We start from the raw sequence: 13266 nt of genomic DNA on the forward strand, positions 1-13266 counted from the left end.
TCGTCGGTATGCTTCGTCGATGGACGATCTTCGCGAAATGGCGGAGGACCCTGCTGCACTGAAGTCGGGCCAGGTTTCCGTGCAGGAAGGGTTCGAAAATTAACTTGACGTGAAGGCCTACATGCCCATATTGACGAGTATCAACTTCTCCCCCGTCGGACACGCTGAAAGGCCTCTGGCGGGGTTATTGTTTCTGGGGAGCACAGCATGAAGCTTCCCGATCCAATCCGTGCAGTAGCGTTTTTTGACGGACAAAACCTGTTCCATTGCGCTAAAAAGGCGTTTGGATACAAGTTCCCCAGCTATGATCCAAAGCTTCTAGCCGAGACTGTTTGCGCCGCAAAAGGTTGGGTGTGCAGCGGCGTTCGCTTTTACACTGGCGTTCCCGACGCTGGCGACAATGCGTTTTGGAACCATTTCTGGGTTGCCAAAGGTGCTCAGATGGGTCGTGATGGCGTGCACGTCTACACTCGCCCGCTGCGCTACAGAAACAAAACGGTGAAGCTACCGGACGGATCTGACTTTTCATTCTTGGATGGAGACGAGAAGGGTATCGACGTGCGGATCGCTCTGGACGTTATTCGCCTTGCGCACGAAGACACTTATGACGTCGCACTCCTATTTTGCAGAGACCAGGATTTATCAGAGGTGGCGGAAGAATTGCGCGCGATCTCAAAGGCGACCAATCGCTGGATCAAGATGGCTTCTGCTTACCCTTACAGCCCAGCGCATAAGGTACGTGGCATCGACAAGACCGATTGGGTTCAGATTGACCGGGCTACCTACGATAGTTGCCAGGACGCGCGCGATTATCGGCCTAAGAAAACCACATAACCGACCTCCAAATTGAGACATTACCAGCCTCGACACCGCGTTGCGTTTTCGATGCCGCCGCTATACGCTCGCCTCAGGAAACAGTGCCGTTTCCCTTTCTCCCCGCCCGCTCAGACTCTTCCGGCAACGCTGCTGACGGGCGCCTATCGTTGACTCGCGTTTTGGGCAGGTGAGCAGACCGTGACGAATGGTGACTGGCGAATTGGCGTTCTGTTCTCGCGCAGCGGCGTGACCGCCGCCGCTGAGATCGCCGAGGCGAACGCGACGCTGCTGGCGACCGAGGAGATCAACGCCGCCGGCGGCGTGCTCGGCCGGGCCATCCAGCCGGTCTTCTACGATCCGCAATGCTCGCCGAAGAAATATCGCGAGCTGGCGGTGCGCCTGCTCACCGAGGACGGCATAAAATTCATCTTCGGCTGCTACATGTCGACGGCGCGCAAGGCCGTGCTGCCGGAAATCGAGGCCTATCGCGGGCTGCTGTTCTACCCGACCTTCTACGAAGGTTTCGAATACTCGACCCGCTGCTTCTACACCGGCTCGTCCTCCAACCAGAACGCCGTGCAGCTGGCGCGCTATCTGATCGAGACCTTCGGCAAACGCTTCCTGCTGGTCGGGTCGAACTACGTATTCCCCTACGAATACAACCGGGTGGTCACCGACCTGGTGACGCGGGCGCGCGGCAGCGTGGCCGACGAGATCTACGTTCCGGTCGAAGCCACCCGCAGGGATTTCGAGAAGGTCGTCCGGCAGATCCGTAAGCTGAAGCCGGACGTCGTCGTCTCCAACGTCGTCGGCACCGGCGCGGCGCTGCTCTACGAGGCCTACCGGGAAGCCGGCTTCGATCCCCGGACGATGCCGATCGCCAGCCTGTCGACCACCGAGGCCGAGGTGGCGGAGATGCATCCGGAGATCGCCGCCGGGCATCTCACCGCCGCCTCGTTCTTCGAGACGCTCGACACGCCGGAGGCGCGGCGCTTCGTTTCCGCCTTCAAGCGCCGCTTCGGCGAGGCCGCGCCGGTCACGGCGAGCGCCGAGGCCGCCTATTTCCAGGTGCATCTCTATGCGAAGGCGCTGGAGATGGCCGGCGGCAACGAGCCAGAGGCCGTCGCGCGCCACCTTGCCGGGCTGGAATTCGACGCGCCACAGGGACGGGTCCGCATCGACCCAGACAACCACCATACCGAGCTTTGGTCGCGCATCGGTCGCATCAACGCGGAAGGCAAGTTCGACATACTCTGGCAGTCCGAGGCCAGGGTGAAGCCGGACCCGTATTTCGTCACGGCGTCCTACGACGACTGGATGGGCGCCGTGCAATCCAGAAGCATGGCGTGACGGATTGCTCCGGTGGCGGTGAACATTCTTCGCGATCTGAAGGGGCTGCGGGTCCAGGTCATCCACCCGCCAGACCCGGAAGGCGTGGCGCTGGTCGAACATCTCCGACGCATCGGCTGCACTTGCGAGACCACCTGGCCGCTGCCGGACGCCATCAGCCCGGCCGCCGCCGTGGTGCTCGTCGCCATCGAGCAGGAGAACCGCGAAAAAATCCTCAAGCTGTTCCGCCCGATCGAGCCGTCGGACCCGGCGCTGCTGGCGGTCGTGTCGTTCGAGGATCCAGGCACGCTGCAAGTCGTGCTGGAATGCGGCGCGCTGGCGGTGATCGAGCGGCCGATCCGCCCGTTCGGGCTGCTGACCAATTTGACGATCGCCCGCGCGCTGTGGCTGGAACGGCAGGGCGCAGCCAAGCGCATCCGCAAGCTCGAGCGCAAGCTCGCCGGCAACAACCGCATCCTCAAGGCGAAGAGCATCCTGATGGAGACGCAGGGGCTGAGCGAGCAGGCCGCCTATGAGAGCATCCGCAGGCAGGCCATGGCCAAGCGCGTCCCGATGGACGATCTGGCGAGCGCCATCATAAATGCACATGAACTCTTGACGTTCAGGGACACCGTGCCTACAGTGAAAAATAATTGACGTTCAGTGAAGTTTGAACTTCGATTGTGGTGCCCGACAGCGTCGTCGGCACCGTGAGGCTGGGTAGCCCGCAAGCTCCGGACAGGAGTTGGCGGGCTTTTTGTTTTTCGGCCTGTCCGACAGTGTCGTTGGCGGCCGTCATGCTGAATCGATCTGCCGAACCGCGTCCGCTGGCCGGTCGCGCATGACCTTGTGCTTGCCTGCGCAGGGGCTGCGCAAATGCGCCTTCGGACGAGTGCGCGGATGGCCGAGCGCCGAAATATCCGGGGTTTTTGGGAGAATTCCGGGGCGTTTTGGAAAAATTCCAGGAGGTTTTTCGGAGAAAAAGCAGGCGATTTTCGCGGGAAAGCAGCCGAATTCGGCGGTTTTTTTAGGAGCACGGACGCGCGAAGAGCCGGAAGGTTTCCTGAGCCGGTCGCCTCGCCAGCAAACCGCGACCGGACAATCCACAAGAACGAAGCGTCAAAGACGGCGCAAAACGAGGGGTACTACGATGCAGAACAGACGGACATTCATCAAGGCGAGCGGACTGGCGGCAATGGGCCTGGCGGCGCCGGCGATCCTGCGCCTCGACGGCAGGGCCTGGGCGGCGGACGAGATACCGGTGGGAATCATGTATTCCCTGACGGGAACCACCGCCATCGTCGAGAAGTCGATGAACCAGTGCGCGCAGATGGCGATCGCCGAGATCAACGCCAAAGGCGGCGTGCTGGGCAAGCAGTTGAAGCCCATCATCGAGGACCCGGCGTCGGAGCCGCGCATCTACAGCGAGAAGGCCCGCAAGCTCGCCATCGAGGACCAGGTGCCGGTGATCTTCGGCTGCTACACCACCGCCAGCCGCAAGGCGGTGCTGCCGGTGGTCGAGCGGCGCAAGGGCCTGCTGGTTTGGCCGACCTGGTACGAGGGCGAGGAGTGCTCGAAGAACGTGCTCTACGCCGGCTCGGCGGTGCCCAACCAGCAGCTCGAGAATTCGCTGCCCTGGCTGAAGAAGAACCTCGGCAAGAGCAAGCTGTTCATCGTCGGCTCCGACTACGCCTTCCCGCGCGGCATGGCCAAGACCTCGAAGACGATCTGCCAGGGTATCGGCATGGAGGTGGTGGGCGACGAATACCTGCCGCTCGGCCATACCGAATGGGCCTCGATGGTGTCAAAGATCGGCTCCAGCGGCGCCGACGTGATCTTCTCCAACGTCGTCGGCGATTCGATCGTGGCCTTCTATCGCGAGCTGCGCAACCAGGGCTACGACTTCGAGAAGCTGCCGCTCTGCTCCTCGACCACCACCGAGGTCGAGATCAAGGCGATGGGTCCTGAATACGCCCAGGGCAGCTACGTCTCGCTGCCCTATTTCCAGACCGTCGACACGCCGCAGAACAAGGTGTTCGTCGAGGCGTTCAAGGCCTATGCCGGCACCGATGCCGTCACCCACGCCGCCATGGAAGCCGTCTATATCGGCGTCAACATGTGGGCGATGGCCGCCGAAAAGGCCGGCGACGTGTCGCCCGAGGCGGTGGTGGCGAATGCCGGCGGCCTGTCGTTCGACGCGCCGCAGGGCAAGGTGACGATCGACCCCGAGAACCTGCACAGCTACCTGACCCCGCGCATCGGCAAGACCCGTGCCGACGGCCTGCTCGACATCGTCGACCAGTATCCGGAGCCGCTGCTGCCCCTGCCCTATTCGAGCGTCGGCGAGACCGCTGAAAAGCGCATCTGCACCGCCGGCGGCGCCGTGCTGTAACGCCTTTCGGCAGGACACCGGGCCGGCGCGGTCGACCGCGGCGGCCCGAATTTCGGGTCAGGTTGGAAGCGGCATGGAAACATTCGTCATCGGACTGAGCATCGCCTCGATCCTGTTCATGGTCGCGCTGGGCCTGGCGATCATCTACGGGACGATGAAGGTCATCAATCTCGCCCATGGCGAGATGGTGATGATCGGCGCCTACGTCACCGTGCTGGCGACTAAGCATCTCGGCTTCAACCTTTATCTCTGCCTGCCGCTGGCGTTCCTGGTCACTGCCGGCTTCGGCCTGGTGATCGAGCGCACCGTGGTGCGCCGGCTCTACGGGCGGCTGCTCGACACGCTGCTGGCCACCTGGGGCATCGCGCTGATCCTGCAGCAGCTCATCCGCATCCATTTCGGGCTCGGGCTGTTCGGCATCCATATCGACGGCCTCGGCTCCGACCTGCAGAACGTGCCGGTGCCGGGGGAACTCCAGCAGACCCTGCATTTCCTCGGCGCCAACATCCCCGTCTACCGGGCCTTCATCTTCGTCGTCGCCCTGCTGCTCGGCGCCGTCACCTGGTGGCTGATCTACAGGACGCGCTTCGGCAGCCAGCTTCGCGCCGTCTCGGTGGCGCGCAACACGGCGGCGGCCTGCGGCGTCAACGACAAGCGCGTCAACATGCTCGCCTTCGCCTACGGCTCGGGCCTCGCCGGCATCGCCGGCGTGCTCGTCTCCGGCTTCAAGACCGTCTCGCCGGACATGGGCACGCCCTATGTCGTCGACGCCTTCCTGGTGGTGGTGGCCGGCGGCGTCGGCCACCTCGCCGGCACCTTCCTCTCCGCCGGCATCCTCGGCGAGGTGCAGAGCTTCGTCGCCATGTGGCTGAACGACGTCTACGGCCGCACCGTGCTGTTCGCCGTGGTCATCCTCATCCTCCTCTTCAAGCCGCAGGGCCTGTTCGTGAGCAGGAGCCGCTGACCATGGACGAGCGCATGAAACACCGCACCGCCACGATCGCCGCCTACCTGCTGTTCTTCGCCGTGATCTTCGCCCTCCCCTTCTTTCTCAACAGCTTCTGGACCAACCGCGTCGCGACCTACCTCGTCTATTCGATCTGCGCAGTCGGCATCAGCCTGTCGTGGGGCTATGCCGGCATCCTCAGCCTCGGCCAGGGTCTGTTCTTCGGCATCGGCGCCTACATGCTGGCGATGTCACTGACGCTCGCCGTGCCGGAGAACAACCCGGTGCCGGAGCTGATGCTGCTCAACATGCAGCCGGACGCGGTGCGCGACCTGTGCTGCGTGACGCCGGGCTCGTTCCTGTGGATTCCGTTTCGCTCGGTAGCGTTCGGCATGATCGCGGCCATCGTGGTGCCGTGCGTACTTGCCGCCGGTCTCGGCTACGTCATGTTCAAGCGGCGCACCACCGGCGTCTACGTCAGCATCATCACGCTCGCCTTCGCGCTGATCGGCCAGCTGCTGATCATAAACAACCAGCCGCTCACCGGCGGCTTCAACGGGCTGGCCAATCTCGCCTGGCTCGAGATCGGCGGCTTCGAGTTCGATCCCTACGGGCCGAGCATCTACTATCTCGTCGCCGGCACGCTGCTGGCGGTCGTGCTGGTGTCTCGCGCCATGCTGTCGGCGCGCATCGGCCAGGTGCTGAAGGCCGTCCGCGAGGACGAGGCACGGGCGCGTTACCTCGGCTACGACGTCGAGAACTACAAGCTCTTCATCTTCTGCTTCTCGGCCGGCATCGCCGGGCTGGCCGGCATGCTGTTCACGCTCACCGCCGAGTTCGCCTCGCCGTCGCTGATGGCGACCTCCTTCAGCATCTCGATGGTGATCTGGGCCGCGACCGGCGGGCGGGCGTCGCTGCTGGGTGCCTGCATAGGCGCGCTGCTCGTCAATTTCGTCGGCTCGGTCGCCAGCGAGAGCCCCGCCTTCCAGCCGGTCTGGCCGATCGTTCTCGGCGGCCTGTTCGTGTTCGTCGTGCTGGTCATGCCGAACGGTATCGCCGGCATCGTCAAGGACCTGATCGGGCGCTCCGGCAAGGCCCGCGCGGTCGGACAGGAGGTATACCCTTGAACGCCGTCGCGAACGTCAGCCGCCCGGCAGCCGTGCCGATGGCGGCGATGCCCATCCTGCAGGCGAAGAAGCTGACCGTACGCTTCGACGGCTTCCCGGCGGTTCGCGACGTCGATCTCGCCATCGCCGACGGTGAGCTGCGCGTCATCATCGGGGCGAACGGCGCCGGCAAGTCGACGCTGCTCGACCTCCTGTGCGGCAAGATCCTGCCGTCGGAAGGCGAAATCTGGCTGCGCGAACGCAACATCACCGGCATCGGCGAGGCGGCGATCGCACGCAGCGGCCTCGGCCGGAAATTCCAGACGCCGACCGTGTTCAAGGAGATGACGGTGCTGGAGAACCTGCAGGTCGCCAGCAACCGGCGCGTGCGCGTGTTCGAAAACCTGTTCGACTGGCTGCCGTCGCGCCCCAGCGACAAGGAAGCGGCGGTGGCGGAGCGCACCGGCCTGCTCGGTGCCATCAACCGCAGGGCCTCCGAGCTGTCGCATGGGCAGTTGCAGTGGCTGGAACTCGCCATGGTGCTCAGCCAGGATCCGAAGATCGTCCTGCTCGACGAGCCGGCCGCCGGCATGACGGCCGCCGAGACCGACAAGACGGCCGAACTGCTGCTCGACCTCGCCGGCAGCCACACGGTCCTGGTCATCGAGCACGACATGGCGTTCGTGCGGCTGATCTGCCGCACCATCACCGTCATGCACCAGGGCGCGGTGCTGGCCGAGGGCACTGCCGCCGAGATCGAGCACAATCCGGCGGTGATCGAGGCCTACCTCGGATCGGCGGGTCTCAGCCATGCTTAAATTCAGGAAGCTCAACGCGTTCTACGGAACCAGCCACATCATCCACGATCTCGATCTCGACATCCGCAAGGGCGAGACCTTCTGCCTGCTCGGCCGCAACGGCGTCGGCAAGACGACGCTGCTGCGCAGCCTGCTCGGCATCGACGTGCGCACCACCGGCACCATCGAGTTCGACGGCGCCGACATCAGCGCGACGCCGACGCACGAGCGGGCGCGACGCGGCGTCGGCTATGTGCCGCAGGGACGCGAGATCGTTCCCGGCCTCAGCGTGCTCGACAACATCCTGCTCGGCTGCAACGCGCGCACCGACGGGCAGATGACGGTGCCGCAGCTCGTCTGGTCGCTGTTCCCGTTCCTGAAGGACCATCTCGGGCGGCGCGGCACCAATCTGTCGGGCGGCCAGCAGCAGCAGCTCGCCATCGCCCGCGCGCTGGCGACCGACCCGTCCGTCCTCGTGCTCGACGAGCCGACGGAAGGCATCCAGCCCAATATCGTCGAGGACATCGAGAAGGCGATCGTCTCGCTCAACCGCGACCACGGCCTGACCATCATCCTGGTCGAGCAGAAAATCCGCTTCGCGCGCACCGCCGCCCACCGCTTCGCCATCCTGGAGAAGGGTCGGGTCGCCGCTTCCGGCACCGCGGCCGATCTGAGCAACGACCTCATCCACAGGCACATGGGCCTGTAGCGCCGCAACGACCGGCGTCGAAGCAACGGCGCCGCAGACCGCAGAAAGGGTGGAGAAAATGCTTCGCGTCGACAGCCTCCTCGGAGCCAGCACCGATCACAGCCTGCACGACCGGCTGCACCATCTGGAGCATCACGGAGCCGTCGAAGTGGTCAAGATCGCCGTGGCCGATCTCGACCGCCGCCGCCTGCTGGCACGCACCGAGAAGGGCGAGGAGGTGGCGATCACGCTGCCGCGCGACCAGAAGCTGTTCGACGGCGCGGTGCTGCTGCTCGACGACAAGCGCGCCATCGTCGTGCGCGCCGGCGAGCAGCGCTGGCTCAGACTGTCGCCTCATTCGGCGAGCGACGCGCTGGAGCTCGGCTACCATGCCGGCAATCTGCACTGGCGGGTGCGCTTCGACGGCGACGACCTGCTGGTGTCGCTCGACGGGCCTGCCGCGACCTATGCGGCGCGCATCGAGCCGATGATCGAAGGCGGGCGGGTCACCGTCTCCGAGGAGAGCGAATGAGCGCGGCCGGCGGCCTCGGCCTGCTGGTGGCGCTGCAACACGGCGACAGCCAGTTTCCGTCCGGCGGCTTCGCCTTCTCGCAGGGACTGGAGGCGTCGTCGCAACTGGCGGAGCGGCTCGGCGCCTTCGACTTCGCCGGCTTCATGCGGGCGCAGATCAGGCATCGCTGGGCGGAGGCCGACCGCGTCGCCCTGGTGCGCGCGCACCGGCTGCGCGGAGACCTCGCCAGGCTGGCGGCGCTCGACCGCGAGGTCGAGGCCTCCACCCTCGTCGAAGGTCTGCGCGCCGGCTCGCGGCGCAACGGCGCTGCGCTGCTGACCACCCACGCCCGCATCGGCACGCCGGGGGCCGCCGCCTACCGCGCCATGCTGCGCGACGGCGCCGCCCCCGGCCATCTCGCGGTGGTGCAGGGGCTGCTGTGGCAGGCGCTCGGCCTCGACGAGGCGACCGCGGTGGCGATCTCCGGCTACCAGGCGGCCGCCTCGCTCGCCACCGCGGCGGTGCGGCTCGGCCTGGTGGGCGCCATCGAGGCGCAGGCCGAACTCGCCCGTATGCTGCCGCTGATCGAGACCGGCAGCGCGGCACCCGTCGCCGACGACGAGCCGATCCGTTCCTTCATTCCGCTGGCCGAGATCGCGGTTGCCCTGCACGGCGCCGCCGGCCAACGGCTGTTTTCCAACTGAGGAGGCCCCGATGCTTCTGACGCCGACCGAGCTCGAACGCCTCACCATCTACACGGCGGCGGAACTTGCCCGCAAACGCCGCGCCAAGGGGCTGCTGCTCAACTATCCCGAGGCGGTCGCCATCATCTCCGACGAGATTCTCGAAGGCGCGCGCGAGGGCCGCTCGGTCGCCGAGATGATGTCGGCGGGCTCGCGGATCCTGACTCAGGCCGAGGTGATGCCCGGCGTTGCGGCGATGCTGCCGATGCTGCAGGTAGAGGCGACGTTTCGCGACGGCACCAAGCTGGTGACCGTGCACGAGCCACTGCGCCCGGTGGCGGGTGCCGAGGTGGACACGGTCGAACCGGGCGGGCTGGTCACCGGCGACGGCGACATCGAGCTCAATGCCGGCCGCCGCAAGCTGACGCTGCGTGTCGTCAACAGCGGCGACCGGCCGGTGCAGATCGGCTCGCACTACCATTTCTTCGAGGTCAACCGGGCGCTCGATTTCGACCGCGCCGCCGCCTACGGCATGCGCCTCGACATCGCCGCCGGCACGGCCGTGCGCTTCGAGCCGGGACAGGAGAAGGAGGTGACGCTCACCACCTTCGGCGGCGAGCAGCGGCTTTCCGGCCTGAACGGCCTGTCCGACGGCAACGCCGACGACCCCGCGGCCAAGGCGGCGGCGCTGGAACGCGCCCGCGCCGGCGGCTTCCGCGGCGCCTGAGAGGAGAAGTTTCCATGGCAACCCTGTCCCGCCGCGACTATGCCGCCATGTACGGCCCGACCACCGGCGACGGTTTTCGCCTCGGCGACACCGAACTCGTCGCCATCGTCGAGAAGGATTTCGGCGTCTACGGCGACGAGTGCCTGCATGGCGGCGGCAAGACCCTGCGCGACGGCGCCGGGCTGGCCGCCGGCGTCACCAGCGCCGAGGGTGCGCTCGACTTCCTGCTCTGCAACGTCACGGTGATCGACGCGGTCGTCGGCATCGTCAAGGGCGACCTCGGCGTCAGGGACGGCAAGATCGTAGGCATCGGCAAAGCCGGCAACCCGGCGGTCATGGACGGCGTCGACCCGCGCCTGATCGTCTCGGCCGCCACCACGGTGCGCGACTGCGAGGGCCTGATCGCCACCGCCGGAGCCATCGACGTGCATGTGCATTTCGACAGCGCCCAGCTCTGCGAGCACGCCATCGCCTCCGGCATCACCACCATGCTCGGCGGCTCGCTCGGGCCGATCACCGTCGGCATCGACTGCGGCGGGCCGTTCAACGTCGGCAAAATGCTGCAGGCGGCCGAGCACTGGCCGATCAATTTCGGCTTCCTCGGCCGCGGCAACTCGCACCGGCCGGCCTCGCTGGTCGAGCAGATCGAGACCGGCTGCCTCGGGCTCAAGCTGCACGAGGACTGGGGCACCATGCCGGCCTCGATCGACACCTGCCTGACGGTGGCCGACCAGCTCGATTTCCCGGTGCAGATCCACACCGACACGCTGAACGAGTCGGGTTTCCTCGAGGACACGCTGGCCGCCATCAAGGGCCGCACCATCCACATGTACCACACCGAGGGCGCCGGCGGCGGCCACGCGCCGGACATCATCCGCGTCGCCGGCGTGCCGTGGTGCCTGCCCTCGTCGACCAACCCGACCAACCCCTACACGGTCAACACCTTCGACGAGCACCTCGACATGACGATGGTGTGCCACCACCTCAACCCAGCGATCCCCGAGGACGTGGCCTTCGCCGAAAGCCGCATCCGCGCCCAGACGATCGCCGCCGAGGACATTTTGCACGACATCGGCGCCATCTCGATGCTGGGCTCCGACAGCCAGGGCATGGGCCGCATCAACGAGGTGATCTGCCGCACCTGGCAGCTCGCCGACAAGATGAAGAAGCAGCGCGGCCGCCTGCCCGAGGAGAGGACCGGCTTCGGCGACAACGAGCGCATCAAGCGCTACGTCGCCAAATACACCATCAACGCCGCCCGCACCTTCGGCATCGCCGAGCACATCGGCTCGCTGGAGGACGGCAAGCTGGCCGACATCGTGGTGTGGCGGCCGGCCTTCTTCGGCATCAAACCGGAGCTGATCATCAAGGGGGGCTTCATCGCCTGGGGCGCGATGGGCGACAGCGCCGCCTCGCTGATGACCTGCGAGCCGCTGCTGCTGCGGCCGCAATGGGGCGCGTTCGGGCGGGCCAAGCAGGCGCTGTCGGCCTGCTTCGTCAACCCGCTGGCGATCGAGCGCGGGCTAGCGGACACGCTCGACCTGAAGAAGGCGCTGCTGCCGTCGCGCGGCAGCCGGGCGCTGTCGAAGAAGGACATGCTGCACAACGACGCCTGCCCCAACATCCGCGTCGACCCGCAGACCTTCGACGTGTTCGTCGACGGCGAGCTGGCGACCTGCGAGCCGGCGCACGAGCTGCCGCTCGCGCAGCGCTACATGCTGAGGTGAGACGATGGACGCACGGCTTTCCCCCCACGGCAAAACGGCCTCGCGCGTCGGCGCGGCGCGCGTCGGCATCGGCGGCCCGGTCGGCTCCGGCAAGACGGCGCTGATCGAGCGGCTGATCCCGGCGTTCGCGGCGCGCGGCGTGTCGCTGGCGATCGTCACCAACGACCTGGTGACGGCCGAGGATGCCGAGCGCATCCGCCGTTCCGGGCTGATCGATCCGGCGCGTGTCGCCGCGGTCGAGGCCGGCGCGTGCCCACACACGGTGATCCGCGAGGATCCGACCCTCAACATCGCCGCCGCCGACGAGCTGGAGGCGCGCTTTCCAGACGCCGAGCTGATCCTGATCGAGAGCGGCGGCGACAATCTCGCCTCGACCTTCTCGCTCGATCTCGTCGACTGGTGGATGTTCGTCATCGACGTCGCCGGCGGCGACGACATCCCGCGCAAGAACGGGCCGGGGGTGCTGAAATGCGACCTGCTGGTCGTCAACAAGACCGATCTGGCGCCTTATGTCGGCGTCGATCTGCCCCGCATGGAAGCGGAGGCGACGGCGGCCCGCGGCGGGCGGCCGATCGTGCTGACCAACTGCCGCAAGGCGGAGGGGATCGAGGCGATCGCCGACAAGATCCTGTCCGCCGTGCTGTTCCGATGACCAGCCACTGGCAGCCGCCGCCGCCGGGCGAAGCGAGCGTGCCGGCGGCCACTACGGGCGTGCCCGCCGGCCGCTTCGAGCTCGCCTTCCTGCGCCACGGCGGCCGCACCGCGGTCGGTCGCCAGTTCGTATCCTACCCGTTTCACCTGACCCGGCCGTTCGCGCTGGATTCCGCCATCCCGTCGCTGCTCACCGTCTACCAGCAATCCTCTTCGGGCGGGCTGTATCGCGCCGAACGCCTCGCCTGCCGCTACGATATCGGAGCGCGGGCGGCCGCGCACGTCACTACCCAGGCGGCGACCGTCGTGCACGACTGCCACGGCCAGCCGGCCCGCCAGACGGTCGAGATCGCGCTGGAGGAGGACGCGTTCCTGGCGCTGACGCCCGACCCGCTCGTGCTGTTTCCCGGCGCCTCCTGCGTCAACCGGCTGGAGGCGAAAATGGCGCCGGGGGCGGTGCTGCTGCTCGCCGATGCCTTCGCCCTGCACGATCCGCTGGGCGCGGCGCGGCCGTTCGACCGGCTCGCGTCGGAGGTCGTCGTTCGCGACGCCGCCGGCCGCCTGCTGCTGCGCGACTGTTTTCGCGTCACCGGCGAGGCCCTGGTCGGGCCCTCCTCGCCGGTCGGCGGCTGGCGCGTCGTCTCCAGTTTCCTGCTGCTCGGCGACCCGGCGCGTCTGCCGGTCAGGGAAGACCTGGCCGCCCTGGCGCCGGACGGCCACGCGGTCGCGGGCGTCAGCACGCTGCCCAACGGCGCCGGCTGGGGCGTGCGCTGCCTCGCCGCCGATGCGGTTGCCGCCCGCCGTGTCGCCGAACTGCTGTTCTCCATTAGCGTGCGCGCGGCCTTCGGCAGCGCGCCGGCGCCTCGGCGCAAGTGAGGCTTCCATATCCGACG

At 66.8% G+C, this 13266-nt stretch carries 15 protein-coding genes; 14 read left to right on the forward strand and 1 reads right to left on the reverse strand.

What is annotated here, in order from left to right; genetic code table 11:
• The first annotated feature begins 207 nt into the window (after positions 1–207).
• From C7I84_RS02170 to C7I84_RS02180, 3 genes are all read left to right on the forward strand, one after another.
• The gene (locus tag C7I84_RS02170) at positions 208–834 is read left to right on the forward strand and encodes an NYN domain-containing protein (RefSeq protein WP_106770515.1); all 627 of its coding nucleotides are present in this window, start codon (positions 208–210) and stop codon (positions 832–834) included.
• A gap of 180 nt (positions 835–1014) precedes the next feature.
• Positions 1015–2166: a transporter substrate-binding domain-containing protein gene (locus C7I84_RS02175; protein WP_106770516.1), complete on the forward strand. Its 1152-nt coding sequence runs from the start codon at positions 1015–1017 to the stop codon at positions 2164–2166.
• 12 nt (positions 2167–2178) lie between these two features.
• Positions 2179–2802 carry an ANTAR domain-containing response regulator gene (locus C7I84_RS02180; RefSeq protein WP_106770517.1) on the forward strand — a complete coding sequence of 208 codons (624 nt, stop codon included), beginning with the start codon at positions 2179–2181 and terminating at the stop codon, positions 2800–2802.
• Here the strand turns inward: C7I84_RS02180 and C7I84_RS29895 are convergent.
• Complete coding sequence (locus C7I84_RS29895; RefSeq protein WP_165815950.1) at positions 2783–2944, reverse strand: hypothetical protein; 162 nt, start codon at positions 2942–2944, stop codon at positions 2783–2785. The two genes, C7I84_RS02180 and C7I84_RS29895, sit on opposite strands and share 20 nt — an antisense overlap.
• Positions 2945–3295: 351 nt before the next feature.
• Between C7I84_RS29895 and C7I84_RS02185 the strand changes: the two genes are divergently transcribed.
• The 11 genes from C7I84_RS02185 (at position 3296) to C7I84_RS02235 (ending at position 13249) form a co-directional block, all read left to right on the forward strand.
• Positions 3296–4537 carry a transporter substrate-binding domain-containing protein gene (locus C7I84_RS02185; protein WP_106770518.1) on the forward strand — a complete coding sequence of 414 codons (1242 nt, stop codon included), beginning with the start codon at positions 3296–3298 and terminating at the stop codon, positions 4535–4537.
• A gap of 73 nt (positions 4538–4610) precedes the next feature.
• A complete protein-coding gene (gene urtB / locus C7I84_RS02190) occupies positions 4611–5501 on the forward strand; it encodes an urea ABC transporter permease subunit UrtB (RefSeq protein ID WP_106770519.1) in 891 nt (296 codons plus the stop codon).
• Positions 5502–5503: 2 nt separating this feature from the next.
• Positions 5504–6610, forward strand: coding sequence for an urea ABC transporter permease subunit UrtC (urtC, locus tag C7I84_RS02195; RefSeq protein WP_245428288.1), 1107 nt, complete (start codon positions 5504–5506; stop codon positions 6608–6610).
• Between the two features lie 47 nt (positions 6611–6657).
• The gene (gene urtD, locus C7I84_RS02200) at positions 6658–7407 is read left to right on the forward strand and encodes an urea ABC transporter ATP-binding protein UrtD (protein ID WP_425351287.1); all 750 of its coding nucleotides are present in this window, start codon (positions 6658–6660) and stop codon (positions 7405–7407) included.
• Complete coding sequence (gene urtE, locus C7I84_RS02205; protein WP_106770521.1) at positions 7400–8095, forward strand: urea ABC transporter ATP-binding subunit UrtE; 696 nt, start codon at positions 7400–7402, stop codon at positions 8093–8095. The genes urtD and urtE overlap by 8 nt, the downstream gene beginning before the upstream one ends.
• A gap of 58 nt (positions 8096–8153) precedes the next feature.
• On the forward strand, positions 8154–8606 hold the full coding sequence (gene ureE / locus C7I84_RS02210; protein ID WP_106770522.1) for an urease accessory protein UreE: 453 nt from the start codon (positions 8154–8156) through the stop codon (positions 8604–8606).
• A complete protein-coding gene (locus tag C7I84_RS02215; protein WP_106770523.1) occupies positions 8603–9289 on the forward strand; it encodes an urease accessory protein UreF in 687 nt (228 codons plus the stop codon). The genes ureE and C7I84_RS02215 overlap by 4 nt, the downstream gene beginning before the upstream one ends.
• Positions 9290–9299: 10 nt before the next feature.
• On the forward strand, positions 9300–9995 hold the full coding sequence (locus C7I84_RS02220) for an urease subunit beta (protein ID WP_106770524.1): 696 nt from the start codon (positions 9300–9302) through the stop codon (positions 9993–9995).
• Between the two features lie 14 nt (positions 9996–10009).
• Complete coding sequence (ureC, locus tag C7I84_RS02225; RefSeq protein ID WP_106770525.1) at positions 10010–11722, forward strand: urease subunit alpha; 1713 nt, start codon at positions 10010–10012, stop codon at positions 11720–11722.
• Positions 11723–11726: 4 nt separating this feature from the next.
• Positions 11727–12374, forward strand: coding sequence for an urease accessory protein UreG (gene ureG / locus C7I84_RS02230; protein WP_106770526.1), 648 nt, complete (start codon positions 11727–11729; stop codon positions 12372–12374).
• On the forward strand, positions 12371–13249 hold the full coding sequence (locus tag C7I84_RS02235; protein ID WP_106770527.1) for an urease accessory protein UreD: 879 nt from the start codon (positions 12371–12373) through the stop codon (positions 13247–13249). Before ureG ends, C7I84_RS02235 begins: the two co-directional genes overlap by 4 nt.
• Positions 13250–13266: the final 17 nt, after the last annotated feature.

Source organism: Kumtagia ephedrae (genome assembly GCF_003012745.1).
Taxonomy (GTDB): Bacteria; Pseudomonadota; Alphaproteobacteria; order Rhizobiales; family Rhizobiaceae; genus Kumtagia; species Kumtagia ephedrae.

What these genes read in the sequence shown, in the direction of transcription:
- C7I84_RS02170 (WP_106770515.1), top strand. Translation starts at nt 208, where the DNA reads ATGAAGCTTCCCGATCCAATCCGTGCAGTAGCGTTTTTTGACGGACAA.
- C7I84_RS29895 (WP_165815950.1), bottom strand. Translation starts at nt 2,944, where the DNA reads ATGACGGCCGCCAACGACACTGTCGGACAGGCCGAAAAACAAAAAGCC.
- C7I84_RS02185 (WP_106770518.1), top strand. Translation starts at nt 3,296, where the DNA reads ATGCAGAACAGACGGACATTCATCAAGGCGAGCGGACTGGCGGCAATG.
- urtB (WP_106770519.1), top strand. Translation starts at nt 4,611, where the DNA reads ATGGAAACATTCGTCATCGGACTGAGCATCGCCTCGATCCTGTTCATG.
- urtC (WP_245428288.1), top strand. Translation starts at nt 5,504, where the DNA reads ATGGACGAGCGCATGAAACACCGCACCGCCACGATCGCCGCCTACCTG.
- urtD (WP_425351287.1), top strand. Translation starts at nt 6,658, where the DNA reads ATGCCCATCCTGCAGGCGAAGAAGCTGACCGTACGCTTCGACGGCTTC.
- urtE (WP_106770521.1), top strand. Translation starts at nt 7,400, where the DNA reads ATGCTTAAATTCAGGAAGCTCAACGCGTTCTACGGAACCAGCCACATC.
- ureE (WP_106770522.1), top strand. Translation starts at nt 8,154, where the DNA reads ATGCTTCGCGTCGACAGCCTCCTCGGAGCCAGCACCGATCACAGCCTG.
- C7I84_RS02215 (WP_106770523.1), top strand. Translation starts at nt 8,603, where the DNA reads ATGAGCGCGGCCGGCGGCCTCGGCCTGCTGGTGGCGCTGCAACACGGC.
- C7I84_RS02220 (WP_106770524.1), top strand. Translation starts at nt 9,300, where the DNA reads ATGCTTCTGACGCCGACCGAGCTCGAACGCCTCACCATCTACACGGCG.
- ureC (WP_106770525.1), top strand. Translation starts at nt 10,010, where the DNA reads ATGGCAACCCTGTCCCGCCGCGACTATGCCGCCATGTACGGCCCGACC.
- ureG (WP_106770526.1), top strand. Translation starts at nt 11,727, where the DNA reads ATGGACGCACGGCTTTCCCCCCACGGCAAAACGGCCTCGCGCGTCGGC.
- C7I84_RS02235 (WP_106770527.1), top strand. Translation starts at nt 12,371, where the DNA reads ATGACCAGCCACTGGCAGCCGCCGCCGCCGGGCGAAGCGAGCGTGCCG.